The sequence below is a fragment of the Caballeronia calidae genome (assembly GCF_900044055.2).
GTDB classification, from domain to species: Bacteria; Pseudomonadota; Gammaproteobacteria; order Burkholderiales; family Burkholderiaceae; genus Caballeronia; species Caballeronia calidae.
The window spans coordinates 398,659-418,555 of sequence record NZ_FCOX02000001.1; the positions used below are offsets into that span (position 1 = coordinate 398,659).

The window sequence follows — 19,897 nt, forward strand, 5'->3', positions numbered from 1 at the left end:
AGACCCTGCTCGACACGATGAACGGCGCGTCGAAAAGCACGTCCAGTTCGTCGACCTCGGCGACCGGCGCGCAATCGGCGTCGGATCTGCAGAACACGTTCCTCACGCTGCTCGTGACGCAACTGAAGAACCAGGACCCGACCAACCCCGCCGACAGCTCGCAGATGACCTCGCAGCTCGCGCAGATCAACACGGTGACGGGCATCGGCCAGTTGAACACGTCGCTGTCCTCGCTCGCGACGCAGCTTTCGGCGGGCCAGCAGACGCAGGCCGCGTTGCTCATCGGCTCGAACGTGCTCGCGGCGGGCAACGGCGTGACGGTGTCGAGCGGCGCATCGTCGAGCTTCGGCGTGCAGCTCGCGAACGACGTCAGCGACCTGCAGATCGTCGTGAAGAACGCGTCGGGCCAGATCGTCAACACGCTCGATCTCGGCGCGCAAGGCGCGGGCGTCGTGCCGGTGACGGGCTGGAAGCCGGTCGATTCGAAGGGCAACACGCTCGCCGACGGCAGCTACACGATCACCGCGCAAGGCACGATCAACGGCCAGCAGGCGACCGCGACGACGCTCTCGGCTTCGCAGGTGCAAAGCGTCGTGCAGATGTCGGGCGGCGCGCCGGGTCTCAAGCTCGCGAACGGCTCGACGGTTGCGCTGACGAGCGTCGCTTCGATTCTCTGATCCCCCATTCCTTTAGGGCGAGCGCGGTCTCGCTGGAGAGATACACATGAGTTACCAACAAGCACTGAGCGGTCTGGGCGCCGCATCGAGCGATCTCGACGTCATCGGCAACAACATCGCGAACGCGAACACGGTCGGCTTCAAGCAGGGCGCGGCCCAGTTCGCCGACATGTACGCGAACTCGATGGCCACGGCCGTCAGCAACCAGATCGGCATCGGCACGCGCCTCGCGGAAGTGCAGCAGCAGTTTTCGCAAGGCACGATCACGACGACCAACCAGGCGCTCGACGTCGCGATCAACGGCAACGGGTTTTATCAGCTGTCGAACAACGGCTCGATCGTGTACTCGCGCAACGGCGTGTTCCACCTCGACGACAGCGGCAAGATCGTCAACTCGGCGGGACTGCAGCTGATGGGCTACGCGGCGGATTCGGGCGGCGTCGTCAACAGCGCGAGCACGGTGCCGCTGACGGTGCCGACCGCGAACATCGCGCCGACGGCCACGAAGAAAATCACCGCCGCGTTCAACCTGAACTCGCAGGACGACGTGAAGGCCGCAGCCGATTTCGATCCGACCAACGGCAACACGTATAACGCATCGACGTCCGTCGATGTGTACGACTCGCTCGGCGGCACGCAGAAGGTGTCGGTGTATTTCACGAAGTCGAGCACGAACACGTGGGAAGCGTTCGCGAGCTACGGCGACCCCGTCGCGGGCAAGACGGATCTCGGCCCGGTCACGTTCGATTCGTCGGGCAACATGACCTCGGGCAAGACCTTCACGTTCACGATTCCGGACGGCGCGAGCGCGACGGCCGGCGCGACGCAATCGCTGACGCTCGATCTCTCCGGCACGACGCAGTACGGCGCGAAGAGCGGCCTCACGAACCTGCATCAGGACGGCAACAGCACGGGCGAACTGACGGGATTCACGGTCGGCACCGACGGCATGCTGACGGGCAATTACTCGAACGGCGAAACCAAGGCGCTCGGCCAGATCGCGATCGCCAACTTCAACAACCAGAACGGCCTGCAGAACCTCGGCGGCAACGTGTATGCGCAGACCGCGGCTTCGGGCGCGGCGCAGGTGTCCGTGCCGGGCTCGACCAACCACGGCACGCTGCAGGGCGGCGCGGTGGAGAACTCCAACGTCGATCTGACGAGCGAGCTCGTGAATCTGATCACCGCGCAGCGCAACTATCAGGCGAACGCGCAAACGATCAAGACGCAGCAGACCGTCGATCAGACGCTGATCAATCTGTAAGCACCGTCCGCACGCGAAATAGACGCATCAGGGAAGAAGGAAGCGATTCATGGACCGTCTGATCTACACCGCGATGACCGGCGCGAGCCAGGCGCTCGAGCAGCAGGCCGTCGTCGCGAACAACCTCGCGAACACGTCGACCACGGGTTTCAAGGCGCAGCTCGCGGCGTTCCGCCAGGTGCCGATGTCGTTCGAGAACCAGTCCGCCGATGGCACGACGCGCACCTTCGTGCTCTCGTCGACGCCGAACGCGGATTACTCGGCGGGACCGGTGCAACAGACCGGCAATCCGCTCGATGTCGCGATTCAGGGCCCCGGCTGGCTGTCCGTGCAGGCGGCGGACGGCAGCGAGGCGTACACGCGCGCGGGCAATCTGCACGTCGATCAGAACGGTCAGCTCGTCACGGCGAACAATCTGCCGGTGCTGGGCGGCGGCGGTCCGCTGTCGATTCCGCCGGGCGCGGAAGTGACCATCGGCAAGGACGGCACGATCTCCGCGCTGATTCCGGGCGACCCGCCGACGGCGATCGCCGTGGTCGATCAGCTCAAGCTCGTGAACCCCGATCCGGCGACGCTCACGCGCGGCGATGACGGCCTGTTCCGCACCGCGAGCGGCGATCCCGCCGACGCGGACCCGAGCGTCGTCGTGGCCGGCGGCGCGCTCGAAGGCAGCAACGTGAATCCGGTCGCCGCGATGGTCTCGATGATCACCAACGCGCGCCAGTTCCAGATGCAGACGAAGCTGATGGAATCGGCGGACCAGAACGAACAGTCGGCCAACAAGCTGCTCAACTTCTCCTAAGCGGCGCACGCAAGCCATACAGGAAACGAAAGAACATGAATCGCTCTCTCTACATCGCCGCGACCGGCATGAATGCGCAGCAGGCGCAGATGGACACGATCTCGAACAACCTCGCGAACGTGAGCACGAACGGCTTCAAGGGCTCGCGCGCGGTGTTCGAGGATCTGCTGTATCAGACCACGCGCCAGCCGGGCGCGAACTCGACGCAGCAGACGGAACTCGCATCGGGCGTGCAGCTCGGCACCGGCGTGCAGCAGGTCGCGACCGAACGCCTCTACACGCAGGGCAACCTGCAGCAGACGGGCAATTCGAAGGACGTCGCGATCAACGGCCAGGGCTTCTTCCAGGTGACGATGCCCGACGGCACGACGTCCTACACGCGCGACGGCTCGTTCCAGACGAACGCGCAAGGTCAGCTCGTCACGTCGAGCGGCTATCAGCTCAACCCGGCGATCACGATTCCGCAGAACGCGACGTCGATCACCATCGGCTCGGACGGCACGGTGTCGATCACGCAGCAGGGCAGCACGGGCAGCACGACGGTCGGCGCGATCCAGCTCGCGACCTTCATCAACCCGGCCGGTCTCGAAGCGCGCGGCGAAAACCTGTTCTCCGAAACGGGCAGCTCGGGCGCGCCGAACGTGTCGCAGCCGGGCCTGAACGGCGCGGGCTCGCTGCAGCAGGGTTATGTGGAAGCGTCGAACGTGAACGTCGTGCAGGAGCTGGTCAACATGATCCAGACTCAGCGCGCGTACGAGATCAACAGCAAGGCCGTGACCACGTCCGACCAGATGCTGCAGACGCTCTCGCAGATGCAGGTTTGAAGTCACGCTTAACCAGAGTCACCAAGATGTCGCCTACCCGAATCCTCTCGCGCGCTTCGCTGGCCGCGCTCGTCGCAGCGCTCGCCGCGTGCGGCCTCGTGCCGAAAGAGCCGATCACCCAGCAGCCGATGACCGCGCGTCCGCCGCAGCCGCCCGTCGGCACGCGTTCGCCCGGCGCGATCTACAACGCGGGCTATGCCGGCCGGCCGCTCTTCGAAGACCAGCGTCCGCGCAACGTGGGCGACATCCTGACCATCGTGATCTCGGAAAACGTCAACGCGACGAAGTCGTCGCAGGCGAACACCAACCGCGCGGGCAACGGCTCGTTCGCCGTGCCGACTACGCCGGGCATCTTCGGCGGTCTGTTCAACAACACGAACCTGTCCGCGAATGGCGCGAACAAGTTCACCGCAACGGGCGGCGCGAGCGCGGCCAACACCTTCAGCGGCACGCTGACCGTCACCGTCACGGAAGTCCTGCCCAACGGCAATCTGATGGTGAGCGGCGAAAAGCAGATGCTCATCAACCAGGGCAATGAATTCGTGCGCTTCTCCGGCGTCGTCAATCCGACGACGATCTCGGGCAGCAACACCGTGTTCTCCACGCAAGTCGCCGACGCGAAGATCGAATATTCGGCGAAGGGTTACATCGACGAAGCGCAGAACATGGGCTGGCTGCAGCGCTTCTTCCTCAACGTCGCGCCGTTCTGATCATGAATCCGCTTCTCCGTTTCGTTTCCTTCTCGCTCGCAGCCGCGCTGGTTGCCATCAGCAGCGCGCCGCACGCGCATGCCGAGCGCCTGAAAGACCTCGTCTCGTTCCAGGGCGTGCGTGACAATCCGCTGATCGGCTACGGTCTCGTCGTCGGTCTCGACGGCACCGGCGACCAAACGATGCAGACCCCGTTCACGACGCAGTCGCTCACCAACATGCTCGGCAACCTCGGCATCACGGTGAACTCGGCGACGACGCAGAACATGCAGTTGAAGAACGTCGCCGCCGTGATGGTCACGGCGACGCTGCCGCCGTTCGCGCGCCCCGGCGAAGCGATCGACGTGACGGTTTCGTCGCTCGGCAACGCGAAGAGCCTGCGCGGCGGCACGCTGCTGATGTCGCCGCTGAAGGGCGCCGACGGCCAGGTCTACGCGATGGCGCAGGGCAACCTCGTCGTCGGTGGCGCGGGCGCGAGCGCGAACGGCAGCAAGGTGCAGGTGAACCAGCTCGCGGTGGGCCGCATTTCCGCCGGTGCGATCGTCGAGCGCGCGGTGCCGTCGGCGTTGCAGCAGCAGGGCGGCGTCATGCAGATGGAACTGCGCGAGATGGACTTCGACACGACGCAGCGCATCGTCGCGGCGGTGAACAACCAGTTCGGCATGGGCACGGCGCTCGCGCTCGACGGCCGCACCATTCAGTTGCGCGCGCCGCAGGACGCGAGCGAGCAGGTGTCGTTCATGGCGCAGCTGCAGAACATCGACGTGCGTCCGGCGCAGGCCGCCGCGAAGGTGATTCTCAACGCGCGCACCGGCTCCATCGTGATGAATCAGATGGTCACGCTGCAGAACTGCGCGGTCGCGCACGGCAATCTCTCGGTCGTCATCAACACGAAGACGGCGGTGAGCCAGCCGGGCGCGTTCTCGAACGGCCAGACGGTGGCGGCGAAGGAATCGTCGATTCAGCTGAAGCAGGACAGCGGCGCGCTCAAGATGCTGAGCGCGGGCGCGAATCTCGCCGATGTCGTGAAGGCGCTGAATGCGCTCGGCGCGACGCCGGCGGATCTCATCTCGATCCTTCAGTCGATGAAGGCCGCGGGCGCGCTGCGCGCCGACCTCGAAATCATCTAAGGAACGAAGGCTCATGAACTCGAACACGACCGGCATCGCCAGCAGCGCGTTGGCATCGACCGATACGACGAGCGGCTTGTCGAACCTGTCGAACCGTTTCGCGCTCGACACGCAGGGCTTCGATGCATTGCGCGCGCAGGCGGGCGCCAATCCGCAACAAGGGCTGAAGGAAGCCGCGAAGCAGTTCGACGCCGTCTTCACGCAGATGATGCTGAAGAGCATGCGCGACGCGACGCCTTCGGACAGCCCGTTCGAATCGAACGATACGAAGTCGTTCACGTCGATGCTCGATCAGCAGTTGTCGCAGCAGATGTCGTCGAAGGGCATCGGTGTCGCGGACATGATGCTCAAGCAACTGATGCGCAATTCGGGCGCGCAGACCGGCGCGAACGCCTCGGGCGGCGCCGGCGCGATGAACGCGATGCAGGCGCTCGGCGGCATGTCGGGCGGCGGCGGCGACCTCGAAGCGAACGCGGGCAATCTCGCCGCGATGAACGCGATGGCGAAGGCCTACGCGGCGGCGCAGGCCAACAAGAGCAGCGCGTCGCTCGCGGGCAAGGGCTATTCGGCGGCGGACTCTCTCCAGCCGCCGGTGCGCGGCAACGGGTCGGACAAGGTCAACGCGTTCGTCGATCGCCTCGCGGTGCCGGCGCAGGCAGCGAGCGCGGCGACGGGCATTCCGGCGCGCTTCATCATCGGTCAGGCGGCACTCGAATCCGGCTGGGGCAAGCGCGAGATCAAACATTCGAACGGCGCGACGAGCCACAACATCTTCGGCATCAAGGCGACGAAGGACTGGGGCGGCAAGACCGTCGATTCGGTCACGACCGAGTATGTGAACGGCCGGCCGCAGAAGGTCGTCGAGAAGTTCCGCGCCTACGATTCGTACGAAGAAGCGCTCACCGATTACGCGAGTGTCATCAAGAACAATCCGCGCTATGCGCCGGTGATCCAGGCTTCGCGCGATGTCGCGGGCTTCGCGCACGGCATGCAGAAGGCGGGCTACGCAACCGACCCGCAGTACGCGAAAAAGCTCATTTCGATCATGCGTCAGATCGTCTGACGAAGCCGCGCGGCCCTCGGTGCCCACGCAATCAGCGGATGTTTGCGGCCGGCTTCTTGCTGAAAAAGGCGTCACACGCGCTTTTGCGGCGCGCGGAAAGCGCGTATGTTCGGACCTCGGGCGACAGCAAACGTTTTACGTTTCTGGGGACGGCGCACCACATACATTTTTCGTTGCGCGACCCTAAACTTTTAAAGAGGTATGCCGCTAACCTGAATAATCGAAGTGCCGGGCCAATAGGGGTTCGGAACGACGCGCGACGTTCGGGGGGGCCTGGGCGGCGCGCGGGCACATTGCACACGGCTAGCACCATGAACACCAATCACAAACATGACGTTGCCGACGAGGACATCGCGCCGATCGTGGATTTCGGTCGGCGCAATCCGCTGGAAATCGGCGTGGCACTGCGCAATCTCGCCAATCGCGGAGACTTTCTGACGGCGCAATACGGCGACGGGCAGATCGTCACGCGTCTGCTCGATGTCGACGTAACCGCGCATCGTTTCACATTCGACTGGGGCGGCGTGGCGGAACAGAACCGCGGCGTGCTCGCTTCGCAGAGGCTCATTTTCAACGCGGCGCCGGAGGGTGTGCGGGTGGAGTTCACGACGCCGCCGCCGCGCGAGACGATATTCGACGGGCATCCTGCATTCGAGGCGGAGTTTCCGCCGGTGCTGTATTACATGCAGCGGCGCGAGTATTTCCGCGTCGAGGCGCCGGTGCTCGATCCATATATGTGCACGGGCACGCTGCCGGATGGGGAGCGATTCCGCTTCGAGGTGCATGATCTGTCGCTGGGCGGTGTGGCATTGCGGACAACGGATCAGCGGGTCGCGGATCTCGAGGTGGGCGTCGTGATTCAGGATGCTGAGCTGCATTTCAGCGCGAATGGTCGCGTGACGCTGGACATGATGCTTGTTTCGCATCGCGAGTCGACGACGCCGAAGGGTGATCGGCGGTATACGATGGGGTTCAAGTTCGTTTCGATGCCGGGGTCGGCGGAGAATACGCTGCAGCGGCTCATTACGCAGTTGGAGATGAAGCGGCGGTCTTTAGCGAAGTAGGCTCGCTTCGGTCGCTGGTTTTGGGGTTTGGGGTGCGGGGTGCGGGGTGCGGTTGTGTCATCGCCGGATCCCGGTTTCGCGTCGGTGTGTTTGCTCTGCCCCTGTGCGGGGCGGCAGTCGCCTGGTTTATGCTCGCGTGCGTGCGTGCGTGCGTGCGTGCGTGCGTGCGTGCGTGCGTGCGTGCGTAAAATCCTGTTTTCGCGTCGGTCTATTAGCACTGCCCCTGTGCGGGGCGGCAGTCACTTTCTTTGCTGCTGCAAAGAAAGTAACCAAAGAAACAGCTATCCCCATCCAAAGTACTTCACACCGGCCCCGGCACAGAAACACTCTCGTGGTCCGGCAGTAGCGAGTGCCCTCATAGGCCCTACCGGGCTTGGATCGCGCACGATCTGTCACACCGCGCCGCATAACTGACTGGTAAGGCGCCAAATAGCTCCGGCCCGCTGCGCGGCCGACCGGTCCATCGGGGATGCGTGCGCTTCCTTGCTAATGCTTCCATCTCACCGCATCGGTGGTCCGTTGGTTTCCCTTGCAAACCCAACGGCAGCGCGTAGCGCTGTGCCGGAGCTATTTTGTGCTGAACCAGCGCGCTTTAACTTCTAGCTTGTCAGACCGTGCGCGATCCAAGCCCGATTAGACCTATGAGGGCACTCGCTACTGCCGGACCACGTGCAATCTTCTGTGCCGCGGCCGGCCTGAAGTGCTTAGGCTGGGGATAGCTGTTTCTTTGGTTACTTTCTTTGCAGCAGCAAAGAAAGTGACTGCCGCCCCGCACAGGGGCAACGCCAATAGACCGACGCGAAAACGGGATCCAGCGAAAGCAAGAGCAAAAGCAAAGAAATAACCCTAAAACCCAACGCTCTTCGCGCAATAGCCATTGCCGCATCCCTCCGATAATGGCCTCATCGCAAAATCCCGCCGTCTCCCGCCAGGGAAACCCCTCCGCAAACGCTCAACTTCCCCGGCAATCGGCCGATATACATAACAGCCGAGCGGCAGCGCTCTCACCAGGATTCACGCATGTCCAATAACATTTTCAGCATTGGTCTTTCCGGTCTGAATGCGGCCCAGTGGGGCCTGACGACGACGGGGCAGAACATCAGCAACGCCGCGACGCCGGGCTATACGCTCGAAAAAGTCTCGTATCAGGAGTCGTCCGGTCAATTCACCGGCTCGGGCTATCTCGGCAACGGCGTGCAGGCCGTGACCGTCACGCGTCAGTACAGCCAGTACCTCACGACGCAGGTCAACAACACGCAATCGTCGAGCAGCGCGGCCAGCACGTACTTCTCGCTGATCTCGCAACTGAACAATCTCGTCGGCGATCCGACCAAGGGCATCGCGCAAGGCATCACCAATTACTTCTCCGGCCTGCAATCCGTCGCGAACTCGGCGAGCAGCACGGCGGCGCGTCAATCGCTGATGAGCAGCGCGCAAACGCTCGCCGATCAGATCAACTCGGCAGGCGAGCAATACGATCAACTGCGCCAGAGCGTCAACACGCAACTGACCAGCGCCGTCTCGCAGATCAACAGCTACTCGCAACAGATCGCCGATCTCAACAAGCAGATCAACATCGCAAGCGCCGGCGGCCAGCAGCCGAACCAGCTCCTCGATCAACGCGATCAGCTCGTCACGAACCTCAGCTCGATGATCGGCGTGCAGGTCGTGCAGCAGGACGGCAACTACAACGTTTTCATCGGCAACGGGCAGCCGCTCGTCGTCGGCAATACGCAATACGGGCTGCAAACGGTGCCTTCGCCGTCCGATCCGAGCGAGCTCTCGGTCGCGTTCCAGAATCGCGACGGCTCGACGCAAACCGCCGCGACGACGCAATACATCGAAAACTCGGCGCTGACCGGCGGCGTGGTCGGCGGTCTCATCGACTTCCGCACGCACACGCTCGATCCGGCGCAGGCGCAACTCGGCGCCATCGCCACGAGCTTCGCCAATCAGCTCAACGATCAGAACGCGCTCGGCCTCGATCTGAACGGCCAGGCGGGCGGCAAGCTGTTCGCGACCAGCGATCCGAACATCATCGCCAACGCGCGCAACAAGGGCACCGGCGTGCCGACGGCGACGATCGTCGATGGCACGCAGCCGCCCGCCAACGATTTCACCGTCACCTACGACGGCAGCAAATACACGGTGACGGACCCGGCGAGCGGCCAGACGCTCGGCACCATCGATCCGGCCACGGAAACCGCGAAGGACATCGGCGGCCTGAACATCGATATATCCGCACTGGGCGACGCGCAGAAGGGCGACTCGTTCACGATCCAGCCGACCCGCGCCGCGCTCGACGGCTTCAAGCTCACGACGAGCAACGGCGCGGCGATCGCGGCGGCATCGCCGGCGGTGACGTCGGCGGCGAGCACGAACACCGGCACGGCGTCGATTTCATCGGCGACGGTGACGAAGAGCCCGCTGTCGTCCGAGATCAACCTGAAGTACGACGCAACGGCGAAGAGCTTCACGGCGGACGTGGCGGTGAAGGTCGACGGCACCGATTACGCCGCAGGCACGACGATTCCCTACGATGCGTCGAAGGGCATGACGGTCGTCGGTGACGGCGTCTCGGCGACCATCAGCGGCACGCCGAAGGACACCGACACGTTCACGATCGCAAAGAATAACGGCGGCACGAGCGACGGCACCAACGCGCTCGCGATGGCGAACCTGGTTTCGGCAAAGTCGCTCAACGGCGGCAGCGACACGCTGACGAGCTCGTATGCGAACTACATCAACACGATCGGCAACCAGACCAATCAACTCAAGGCGACGAGCACGGCGCAGACCGCGCTGCTGACTCAGGCGACATCGGCGCAGCAATCGGTGCAGGGCGTGAACCTGAACGAGGAAGCGGCCAATTTGATCCAGTATCAGCAGCTCTATCAAGCGAACAGCAAGGTGATCCAGACCGCCGCGACGCTGTTCCAGTCGCTGCTCGGCATGTTCAACTGAGGCTCACTGCCATGCGTATCTCCAGTTCCCAGTACTTCAACATGAACGTCGCTTCGATGAGCGACCAGCAGAGCACGCTTGCTTCGATGTATCAGCAGATTTCGTCGGGCAAGCGCATTCTCACCGCATCCGACGATCCGCTCGGCGCGGCGCAGGCGGTGCAGCTCACGTTGAAGAGCGGCGCGCTCGCGCAATACGGCACGAACCAGACGGCGGCGCTTTCGTCGCTGCAGCAGGAAGATTCCACGTTGAGCAACGTGAGCAACGTGCTGCAGAGCATCCAGACGCAGATCGTGCATGCGGGCGACGGCTCGCTCACCGATGCGGACCGCACGTCGGTCGCGAATACGATTCAGGGTTTGCGCGATCAGCTCTTCAGCCTCGCGAACACGACGGACAGCGACGGCAACTACATCTTCTCGGGACTGAAGGGCGGCACGGCGCCGTTCTCGAACAATCCAGCCGGCGTCGGCGCGACGTATGACGGCGACTTCGGCCAGCGCACGGTGCAGATCAGCGAAGGGCGTTCGATGCAGGTGGGCGACACGGGTGTGTCGATCTTCCAGAGCGTGTCGCCGATGGAAAGCGATCCGGTGTCGACCGCGGGTTCGTCGAATTCGGGCACGGCGACGCTCAGCCCGGTGAGCGTGAGCGATACGAGCGACAAGGGTAACGCGAGCAAGTACACGATCACGTTCGCGGTCTCGCAGACCGATGGCACGACGACCTATTCGATCGAGTCGGACCCGGTGGATAGCACGCTGCCGACGAATGTGCCGTACACGGACAAGGCGGACATCACGCTCGGCGGCCAGAAGGTGACGATCGAGGGCGCGCCCAAGGATGGCGACACCTTCACCGTGAACCCGGCGGCGGCGGAGAACAACGACATCTTCGCGACGCTCGACAACATCGTGAGCGCGCTGAAGCAGCAGACGGGAACGCCGGCCGCGCAGGCCGCGCTGACCAATGCGCTGACGACTGCGGGCACGAAGATCAACAACACGTTCAACAACGTGCTGGCGGCGCAGACGGTTGTCGGCGGACGCGAGCAGGAAGTGCAGTCGACGCAGACCGCGATGCAGACGAGCCAGACGCAGACGGCGAGCGATATCGCGAATTTGACGAGCATCGATCTCGTGTCGGCGATTAGTCAGTACGAGCTGACGCAGAACTCGCTGCAGGCGGCGCAGATGGCGTTTTCGCAGATTCAGAAGATGTCGTTGTTTGATTACATCGGGAGTTGATGGGCGTTTGGGAGAACGCCTTGCTCCTTTTTTGTTTGCTTGCTTGTGCGTTTGCTTGCTTGTGCGCTTGCTTGCGCTTTGTTTCGCCGGATCCCGGTTTCGTGTCGGTCTATTAGCACTGCCCCTGTGCGGGGCGGCAGTCACTTTCTTTGCTGCTGCAAAGAAAGTAACCAAAGAAACAGCTATCCCCAGCCTAAGCACTTCATGCCGGCCGCGGCACAGAAGATTGCACGTGGTCCGGCAGTAGCGAGTGCCCTCATAGGCCTACCGGGCTTGGATCGCGCACGGTCTGACAAGCTAGAAGTTATAGCGCGCTGGTTCAGCACAAAATAGCTCCGGCACAGCGCTACGCGCTGCCGTTGGGTTTGCAAGGGAAGCCAACGGTGGGCGAAGGCAGTGAGATGGAAGCATTAGCAAGGAAGCACGCGCGGACCCGATGGACCGGTCGGCCGCGAAGCGGGCCGGAGCTATTTGGCGCCTTACCAGTCAGTTAAGTGGTGCGATGTGACAGACCGTGCGCGATCCAAGCCCGGCGAGTTTTGTGAGGGCACTCGCTACTGCCGGACCACGAGAGTGTTTCTGTGCCGGGGCCGGCATGAAGTACTTTGGATGGGGATAGCTGTTTCTTTGGTTACTTTCTTTGCAGCAGCAAAGAAAGTGACTGCCGCCCCGCACAGGGGCAGTGCTAATAGACCGACGCGAAAACAGGATTTCACGCACCCACGCACGCACCTACCCACCCACGCACCCGAAAACAAACCAGGCGACAGCCGCCCCCCACCGGGGCAACGCTAAAACAAGCCTCAAAACATCATCCCTCCGGCGATTCGCCGAACCTCCCCCAATCCCACATCAAAAATCCGCTGAAAAAACGGCATAAGATTCGGCACCATAAGCTGCAACAAAAGCAACCCGACGAGCATCGTCACTGGAAACCCGACCTGAAAGATGCCGATCTGCGGCGCGGCGCGATTGAGAATCCCGAGCGCGAGATTGGCGATGAGCAGCGCCGCAACGATCGGCAACGCCAGCAGCAACCCGGTGGAAAACACGCTGGCGCCATAGCCGACGAGCAAACGCCATCCTTGCGCATGCGAAGCCGCCCCCACGACATTCGCCTCGATCGGCACGCTTTGAAACGTCGTCACCAGCGCGCTCATCAACTGCAAATGCCCGTCGAACACGAGAAAAGCCAGCATCGCGAGGGTGTTCAGATAGCGCGACACCACCACCGCATTGCCACCCGCGCGCGGATCGTAAAGCATCGCAAAACCAAGGCCCATCTGCTGCCCGATGAACTCACCAGCCGCATCGACAGCGGCGAACGCGATTTGCATCGTCATGCCGATCGCCGCGCCGATCAGAAACTGATTCACGATGATCCACACGCCCGCCGCCGAAAACACCGTCGCCTGCGGCATGGCGCCAAGCGTCGGCGCGACGATCAACGAGATGAACGCCGCAAGCGCGATCTTCACGCGCATCGGAATCGCCATGTGGCTCAGCACGGGCGCGGTCGCGATCAGCGCGAGGATGCGCACGAACGGCCACAGAAACGCCGTGAGCCAGCCGTTCAGTTGCGCGTAGGTGACGGAGAACATCGCTGCGAACTCAGCCCGTGATCGCGGGCGTGATCGTGAAAACGTGGCGCATGTAGTCGAGCAGCGTCGAAAGCATCCACGGCCCCGCGATCACGAGCGTCACCGCTACCGCAATCAGCTTCGGGATGAACGACAGCGTCGACTCGTTGATCTGCGTGGCCGCCTGGAACAGGCTCACCACGAGACCGACCACGAGCGCGACCAGCAAGAGCGGCGCGGCGAGCAACAAGGCGACATACATCGCCTGATGCGCCATCGTCATGACGGATTCCGGCGTCATTTCTAAATCCTCAGGAAACGAAGCTCTGCGCGAGCGAGCCGATCAGCAACTGCCAGCCATCGACGAGCACGAACAGCATCAGCTTGAAAGGCAGCGCGATCGTCGTGGGCGACACCATCATCATGCCCATCGACATCAGCACGCTCGCCACCACCATGTCGATGATGAGAAACGGAATGAAGATCGTGAAGCCGATCTGAAAGCCCGTCTTCAACTCGCTCGTGATGAACGACGGCACCAGCAGCGAGAGCGGCACGTCCTCGGGTCCGTTCATCGGCGCGGCATGCGAGATGCGCGCGAAGAGCGCGAGATCCGCTTCGCGCGTCTGCTTCAGCATGAACTGCTTGAACGGCGCAACGCCGCGCGTCATCGCCTGATCCATCGCGATCTGGCCTTCTGAGAAGGGCTTGTAGGCGTCGTTGTACGCCTTGTCGAGAACGGGCGACATCACGAAGAACGAGAGGAACAGCGCGAGACCGACGAGCACCTGATTCGGCGGCGTGCTCGTCGTGCCGAGCGCCTGGCGCAACAGCGACAGCACGATGATGATGCGCGTGAAGCTCGTCATCATCAGGACCATCGCGGGGAGGAACGAAAGCATCGTCAGCAGCAGCATCGTCTGCACGCTGAGCGAATACGTCGTGCCGCCGTTCGGGCCGGGGCTCGTGTTGAAAGCGGGAAGGCCCGCCGTGCTTTGCGCGAACGCCGCGAAAGGCGCCAGAGCGATCACGACCGGCAGCGCGAGCTTGAAACCGCGCACGATGTTGCGACTGACCTGCATTACTTGCTCCCGCCGACGATGCCTGCGAGAGCATCGAGAATGCGCTGACCTTGAAGAACGACGAACGTGATGACCATGACAACCTGCCTTTTTCGATAGGCTGAATTGTCGGCCACCGCGATATCGACCGATGGCGCGAAAAGAGGGCGAAACTCCGGCCAACTCGTTCTATTGCTAAACGGCCGCTGTAAACGGACATCGGGCGCGACCCTCGCGGATCGCGCCCGATGTCTTCATCGAAGAAGGAGCCTTACTTGTTCGGCGACACGAACTTCTGAAGACGCTTGTTCGCTTCGCCGGCGAGGGCATCGCGGAATCGCGTGCCGAAGCTGCCGGCGGACGATGGCGCCGCGACGCCGACGCTTTCCACTTCGGCCGAACCGGCAGGCATCGTGTGCAGCAAACGCACATTGCCGGGACCGGCGCCGAGCACGAGCCACGTATCGCCCACCTCGACGACCGCGACGCGCTCCTTGTTGCCGAGCGATGCGCCGCCGACCACCTTCACGAGACCGGAGCGCTTGCCGCCCTGAAGACCGAACTTGCGCGCGAGCCACGCGCAGCCGAACACGAAGCCGATTACGACGACGAGCCCGACGAGCGTCTGCAGCACCGCGCCGAATCCGAGCGACGGCACCGCCGTGCCCGCGCCGACGCCCGATGCGATCTGCGCGGCGTGATTGACGGCGTTCATGTCGGCGGCGCGCGCAAGAAGCGGCATCGCAGACAACAAGGCGGCAAAGCGTTTCATCGATTCAACTTCCGGATACGTTCGGACGGCGTGATGATGTCGGTCAGGCGAATGCCGAACTTGTCGTTGACGACGACCACTTCACCCTGCGCGATGAGACAGCCGTTGACGAGCACGTCCATCGGCTCGCCCGCGAGGCCGTCGAGTTCCACGACCGAGCCTTGCGCGAGCTGCAACAGGTTGCGAATCGCGATCTTCGTGCGCCCGAGCTCCACCGTCATCTGCACGGGGATGTCGAGAATCATGTCGATGTCGTTGCGCGTAGACGGCGCAGCGGCCTTCGACAGCGGCTGGAACACGCCGGCGCTCGCGGCCACCGGCGTTTCATTGCCGTTCTGCTCGGCGAGCGCGCTCGCCCAGTCGTCCATGATGGCGTCGTCGCTCACGGGTTCCGTGCCGGGCAACGTGCCGTCCTGCATCAGGTCACTCATATCCACCTTCCTTCATCGTATCGCTCGCGCTGATCATCTTCTGCACGCGCAGCGCGTATTGACCATTGAAAATTCCGTAGCCGCATTCCATGACCGGCACGCCATCCACTTTCGCGACGACGTGCTCCGGAATGTCGATCGGCAGCACATCGCCCGCCCGCATGTTGAGAAGCTGTTCGAACGACGAGCGGATCTCGGCGAGATCCACCGTCAATTCCACTTCCGCCGATTGCACCTGCTGCGACAGCACGCGCACCCAGCGGCGGTCCACTTCGAGCGCCTCGCCCTGAATCGGCGACGAGAGCACATCGCGGATCGGCTCGATCATCGAGTACGGCATGCAGATGTGCAGCGTGCCGCCCGTCGAGCCGAATTCGATCGTGAACTGCGTCACGATGACGATCTCGTTCGGCGTCGCGACGTTCGCGAACTGCGTGTGCATCTCCGAGCGCATGTATTCGAACGTCAACGGCTTCACGCTGCGCCATGACGTGGCGTAGTGCTCGAACACGAGATTGAGCAGCTTGCTGATGATGCGCTGCTCGGTCTGCGTGAACTCGCGCCCTTCGACGCGCGTATGAAAGCGCCCGTCGCCGCCAAACAGGTTATCGACGACGAAGAACACGAGGTTCGGATCGAACACGAACAGCGACGTGCCGCGCAGGGGCTTCACATGGACCAGGTTGAGGTTGGTCGGGATCGGCAGGTTGCGCGTGAATTCGCTGTACTTCTGCACCTTCACCGGGCCGACGGAGATTTCCGCCGAGCGCCGCATGAAGTTGAAGATGCCCACGCGCATGAGGCGCGCGAAGCGGTCGTTGATGATTTCGAGGCCGGGCATCCGGCCGCGGACGATGCGTTCCTGCGTCGCGATGTTGTAGGGACGTACGCCGGCGGGCTTGGTCTCGTCGGAGACTTGATCGATTTCGCCGGTGACGCCTTTGAGGAGGGCATCGACCTCCTCCTGCGACATGAACTCTTCGTGGCCCATGACTTTTTACTCGCTGATGCGGCGTTACTGGACGACGAATTCGGTGAACAGCACTTCTTCGACGCGCACTGGCTTTTCGGCGGTGCTCGCCGCCGTTTCGACGGACGCGCGCAGTTCGTTGGCGAGCTGCTTTTTGCCGTCGACGGTGGCGAGATCGTCGGGGCGCTTGCCCGAGAGCAGGAGCAGCACGCGGCTGCGGACTTCGGGCATGTGCTCGGTGACGAGCAGCTGGACCTTTTCGTCCTTCAGCTTGAGCGTGAGACCGGCGCGGAGATAGTGCATGGCGCCGTCGTCGGACTGGAGGTTCACGGTGAGCGATTCGAGCGGGAAGAACACGGGCGGCGGTTCCGGCGCGGGTCGAGCCGGGCCGTGAGTTTTGCCGAGGAAGAACCAGGCGCCGCCCGCGCCCGCGCCGAGCAGGACGATCGCGCCGACGGCGATGATCAGGATCTTTTTGAGCTTTCCGCTCTTCGCGGGAACGATGGGTTGCTGGTTTGCGGTCGTGGTAGCCATTTGCTTGCCTCTTTCGATAGGGTGAATTGTTGGCTATCGCCGTGTAAAGCGATGGGTCGAACAGAGGGGGGATTTAGGGTTAATTGGGCTTTTTGCCCCTGCGCGGGGGTGGCGGTTTTTTTCGCCGGATCCCCGGGTTCGTGTCGGTCTATTAGTCCTGGCCTTGAGCCGGGCGTGCTGCTTGCGCTTTCATGAAATCCTGTTTTCGTGTCGGTCTATTAGCGTTGCCCCTGTGCGGGGCGGCAGTCACTTTCTTTGCTGCTGCAAAGAAAGTAACCAAAGAAACAGCTATCCCCAGCCTAAGCACTTCAGGCCGGCCGCGGCACAGAAGATTGCACGTGGTCCGACAGTAGCGAGTGCCCTCATAGGCCTAATCGGGCTTGGATCGCGCACGGTCTGACAAGCTATAACTTTTAGCGCGCTGGTTCAGCACGAAATAGCTCCGGCACAGCGCTACGCGCTGCCGTTGGGTCTGCAAGGGACACCAACGAACCATCGATGCAGTGAGATGGGAGTGTTAGCAAAGAAGCGCGCGCAGACCCGATGGACCCGTCGGCCGCGCAGCGGGCCGGAGCTATTTGGCGCCTTACCAGTCAGTTGAGCGGCGCGAGGTGACAGACCGTGCGCGATCCAAGCCCGGTTAGGCCTACGAGGGCACTCGCTACTGCCGGACCACAGCCGCTCTTCTGTGCCGGGGCCGGTGTGAAGTACTTTGGATGGGGATAGCTGTTTCTTTGGTTACTTTCTTTGCAGCAGCAAAGAAAGTGACTGCCGCCCCGCACAGGGGCAGTGCTAATAGACCGACGCGAAAACAGGATTTCACGCATCCACGCACCCGAAAACAAACCAGGCGACTGCCGCCCCCACCGGGGCAACGCCAATAGACCGACACGCAAACGGGATCCGGCAAAAAAAAATCAAGCAAAGGTATCGACGAGCCCAACAGTGCGCCGCACAGGCATCTTCACACTGGCAGCGACCGAACCGCCCCCGCCAGCCCCACGCGGGCTCCCCGCCCCTGAGCGATCACCACCGCTCCCCTGCTGCGATTGCCGCGCAAACGCCGACCCATCGGAAACAGAAGCACTCCCAAGACTGATGCCATTCGCCTCCATCGCCTCGCGCAGCTTCGGCATGGCGGCCTCGACCGCCTCCCGCACCTGCGCATGTTGCGAAACGAACAACGCGTGCGCGTGACTCTCGGAAACCTGCAACGTCACCTGCAACGGCCCGAGATCCTTCGGATTCAAAGTCAGCTCAGCGCTCTGCTGATCGCCCTTGGCAAGAAACACGACCTTCTGACTGAACGCATCGTCCCAGCCCGACGAACCCACATGCGGCGCGATCGCCGCGCTCGTCGCCGATGCCATCGCGCCTTGCGGGCTGGACACCGCCGAATTCGCCGATGCCGTCTGCATCGCCACGGCGTGCGCGGCCGCGTCGGCGGCTTGCTTATACGCGACGGTCGCCGCATCGGAAGGCATCGTCGGCGCAGCCTGTGCGCCCGCGAGCGCGGCGGTGTCGGCGGTCTTGTCGTCGATCTTCGCATTGGCCACGAGCCCGGCCAGACCCGCGCCCTTGCCGCCCTTGCCGAACAAACCGCCTTGCTCCTCGCCGGTCGCGCCTTCACGTGCCGTCGCGACGGAAGCATTGACCGGCACCGCATTGGGCTGCACGTTGTTCATCGCGGCGAGCGCGGCCTGAAGCGCGTCCTGCGGCGATTTCGCGTCGCCGCTCTTGTGCGTTTCGCCGGTCGACTTGTCGTCATCGGTCGAAGCGCTCGCCGTCACGAGCGAGGCGGCGTCGGTCAGATCGGCGAGCGTGGCGTCGGTGTCGTCGTCGCTGGCGGCGTCCGCGCGGGCCTTGGCCTCTGCAGCCGCCGCGGCGGCCGCATCCGACGACGAACCCGATGCCTGCGCCGCCGGCTTCGATGCATCCGCCGTATCGGTCTTGCCCGAAGACTTCGATGCCGCGTCCGCCTGATCCGGCTTCGACGCAGCCTGCGTCTGCGATGCGTCATCGCTTTTCGAGGCCGCTGCCGATGCGCTGTCGTCGGGCTTCGGCGCGTCGTGCACGCTGGAATCGTCGGCGGAAGAGTCCGCCAGCGCCTTCGCCGCCTGCGCGTCCGCATGGGCCTTGTCGGTGATGCTCTGCAGCGTCATGCCGAACGATGCGCCCGCGCTCGCCGCGCGCTGCGCCGCGGACTTGCTCGATGACGCGGCGCCGCTCAGCGCGCCGAGAAGGGAAACGGAGGACATACGGGTCTCTCAAATGCAATGAATAGGGAACGGCTCACGCACGCTCGGCGCGCATGCGCAATATCTTGGCGGCGTGCTCGTCGGCTTCGCGCTGCTCGACGCGCGCGGCTTTCTTCGCGAGCATCGCCTCGCCGCGCGCGGCCAGCACTTCGTAACTGCCGAGCTTCTGCTTCTTCAGACGCCAATCGGGTTTCGCCGCCTCGATGCGCTGATCGGCCATGAGGAGCGCCGTGCGCTGCTGCGCGATCGCGGAATCGAGCGTATCGACGAACGCCTGGAAGTTGCGCAGCGTCTGCGCCGTCGTGCCTTCCTGCGCCGATGCCGTGAAGCGCGCGTGATACTCGTCGCGATAGGTCACGAGCGAATTCAGCTGCGTTTCGATCTCGTTGCGCTCCTGCTGGAGCTTGCCGAGCTTCTTGGTGGCGGCGTCGAGCTCCTCCGCGGCGAGTTCGATAAGCGTGTTGATCGGCAGATTCTTGGACATGGTGTGACGATCCCGTTTGGTCTTTGGCTTTCTTGTGATGATTGCTTTTTGATACTAGTCGA

Annotated in this window: 19 protein-coding genes; 10 read left to right on the top strand and 9 right to left on the bottom strand. The window is 63.2% G+C overall.

All coding sequences use genetic code 11. The features are described from left to right. The first annotated feature begins 17 nt into the window (after positions 1 to 17). The 10 genes from AWB78_RS01885 (at position 18) to flgL (ending at position 11,745) form a co-directional block, all read left to right on the top strand. Positions 18 to 677: a flagellar hook assembly protein FlgD gene (locus AWB78_RS01885; RefSeq protein ID WP_269768915.1), complete on the top strand. Its 660-nt coding sequence runs from the start codon at positions 18 to 20 to the stop codon at positions 675 to 677. A gap of 46 nt (positions 678 to 723) precedes the next feature. After that, positions 724 to 1,941 (top strand): flagellar hook protein FlgE, encoded by a 1,218-nt coding sequence (gene flgE, locus AWB78_RS01890; protein WP_062601630.1) that lies wholly within the window; start codon positions 724 to 726, stop codon positions 1,939 to 1,941. Positions 1,942 to 1,990: 49 nt separating this feature from the next. Beyond that, complete coding sequence (flgF, locus tag AWB78_RS01895) at positions 1,991 to 2,743, top strand: flagellar basal-body rod protein FlgF (protein ID WP_062601631.1); 753 nt, start codon at positions 1,991 to 1,993, stop codon at positions 2,741 to 2,743. A 35-nt stretch (positions 2,744 to 2,778) separates the two neighbouring features. Continuing rightward, entirely contained in the window at positions 2,779 to 3,567 is a 789-nt protein-coding gene (flgG, locus tag AWB78_RS01900) for a flagellar basal-body rod protein FlgG (protein ID WP_062601632.1), read from the top strand. Between the two features lie 26 nt (positions 3,568 to 3,593). Continuing rightward, positions 3,594 to 4,277: a flagellar basal body L-ring protein FlgH gene (locus AWB78_RS01905; RefSeq protein ID WP_062601633.1), complete on the top strand. Its 684-nt coding sequence runs from the start codon at positions 3,594 to 3,596 to the stop codon at positions 4,275 to 4,277. A gap of 2 nt (positions 4,278 to 4,279) precedes the next feature. Continuing rightward, the gene (locus AWB78_RS01910) at positions 4,280 to 5,407 is read left to right on the top strand and encodes a flagellar basal body P-ring protein FlgI (protein ID WP_062601634.1); all 1,128 of its coding nucleotides are present in this window, start codon (positions 4,280 to 4,282) and stop codon (positions 5,405 to 5,407) included. A gap of 13 nt (positions 5,408 to 5,420) precedes the next feature. Continuing rightward, positions 5,421 to 6,470 (top strand): flagellar assembly peptidoglycan hydrolase FlgJ, encoded by a 1,050-nt coding sequence (gene flgJ, locus AWB78_RS01915; RefSeq protein ID WP_062601635.1) that lies wholly within the window; start codon positions 5,421 to 5,423, stop codon positions 6,468 to 6,470. A gap of 311 nt (positions 6,471 to 6,781) precedes the next feature. Further along, complete coding sequence (locus AWB78_RS01920; RefSeq protein ID WP_062601636.1) at positions 6,782 to 7,534, top strand: flagellar brake protein; 753 nt, start codon at positions 6,782 to 6,784, stop codon at positions 7,532 to 7,534. Between the two features lie 1,020 nt (positions 7,535 to 8,554). Continuing rightward, positions 8,555 to 10,498: a flagellar hook-associated protein FlgK gene (flgK, locus tag AWB78_RS01925; RefSeq protein WP_062601637.1), complete on the top strand. Its 1,944-nt coding sequence runs from the start codon at positions 8,555 to 8,557 to the stop codon at positions 10,496 to 10,498. An 11-nt stretch (positions 10,499 to 10,509) separates the two neighbouring features. Beyond that, positions 10,510 to 11,745 carry a flagellar hook-associated protein FlgL gene (gene flgL / locus AWB78_RS01930; RefSeq protein WP_062601638.1) on the top strand — a complete coding sequence of 412 codons (1,236 nt, stop codon included), beginning with the start codon at positions 10,510 to 10,512 and terminating at the stop codon, positions 11,743 to 11,745. Positions 11,746 to 12,548: 803 nt separating this feature from the next. Here flgL and fliR read toward each other — a convergent pair. From fliR to fliJ, 9 genes are all read right to left on the bottom strand, one after another. Further along, the gene (gene fliR, locus AWB78_RS01935) at positions 12,549 to 13,346 is read right to left on the bottom strand and encodes a flagellar biosynthetic protein FliR (RefSeq protein WP_062601639.1); all 798 of its coding nucleotides are present in this window, start codon (positions 13,344 to 13,346) and stop codon (positions 12,549 to 12,551) included. A gap of 10 nt (positions 13,347 to 13,356) precedes the next feature. Next, positions 13,357 to 13,626 carry a flagellar biosynthesis protein FliQ gene (fliQ, locus tag AWB78_RS01940; protein WP_008352562.1) on the bottom strand — a complete coding sequence of 90 codons (270 nt, stop codon included), beginning with the start codon at positions 13,624 to 13,626 and terminating at the stop codon, positions 13,357 to 13,359. Between the two features lie 10 nt (positions 13,627 to 13,636). Then, positions 13,637 to 14,407, bottom strand: a complete 771-nt coding sequence (gene fliP / locus AWB78_RS01945; protein WP_062601640.1) for a flagellar type III secretion system pore protein FliP — start codon at positions 14,405 to 14,407, stop codon at positions 13,637 to 13,639. A 250-nt stretch (positions 14,408 to 14,657) separates the two neighbouring features. Further along, positions 14,658 to 15,158, bottom strand: a complete 501-nt coding sequence (gene fliO, locus AWB78_RS01950; RefSeq protein WP_062601641.1) for a flagellar biosynthetic protein FliO — start codon at positions 15,156 to 15,158, stop codon at positions 14,658 to 14,660. Next, a complete protein-coding gene (gene fliN, locus AWB78_RS01955; RefSeq protein WP_062601642.1) occupies positions 15,155 to 15,589 on the bottom strand; it encodes a flagellar motor switch protein FliN in 435 nt (144 codons plus the stop codon). The genes fliO and fliN overlap by 4 nt, the downstream gene beginning before the upstream one ends. Then, positions 15,582 to 16,580 (bottom strand): flagellar motor switch protein FliM, encoded by a 999-nt coding sequence (gene fliM / locus AWB78_RS01960; protein ID WP_062601643.1) that lies wholly within the window; start codon positions 16,578 to 16,580, stop codon positions 15,582 to 15,584. Before fliM ends, fliN begins: the two co-directional genes overlap by 8 nt. Before the next feature lie 24 nt (positions 16,581 to 16,604). Next, a complete protein-coding gene (gene fliL / locus AWB78_RS01965) occupies positions 16,605 to 17,093 on the bottom strand; it encodes a flagellar basal body-associated protein FliL (protein ID WP_062601644.1) in 489 nt (162 codons plus the stop codon). Positions 17,094 to 18,010: 917 nt separating this feature from the next. Next, the gene (locus tag AWB78_RS01970) at positions 18,011 to 19,351 is read right to left on the bottom strand and encodes a flagellar hook-length control protein FliK (RefSeq protein WP_062601645.1); all 1,341 of its coding nucleotides are present in this window, start codon (positions 19,349 to 19,351) and stop codon (positions 18,011 to 18,013) included. A 34-nt stretch (positions 19,352 to 19,385) separates the two neighbouring features. Beyond that, positions 19,386 to 19,835 (bottom strand): flagellar export protein FliJ, encoded by a 450-nt coding sequence (fliJ, locus tag AWB78_RS01975; protein WP_062601646.1) that lies wholly within the window; start codon positions 19,833 to 19,835, stop codon positions 19,386 to 19,388. Positions 19,836 to 19,897 lie beyond the last annotated feature (62 nt).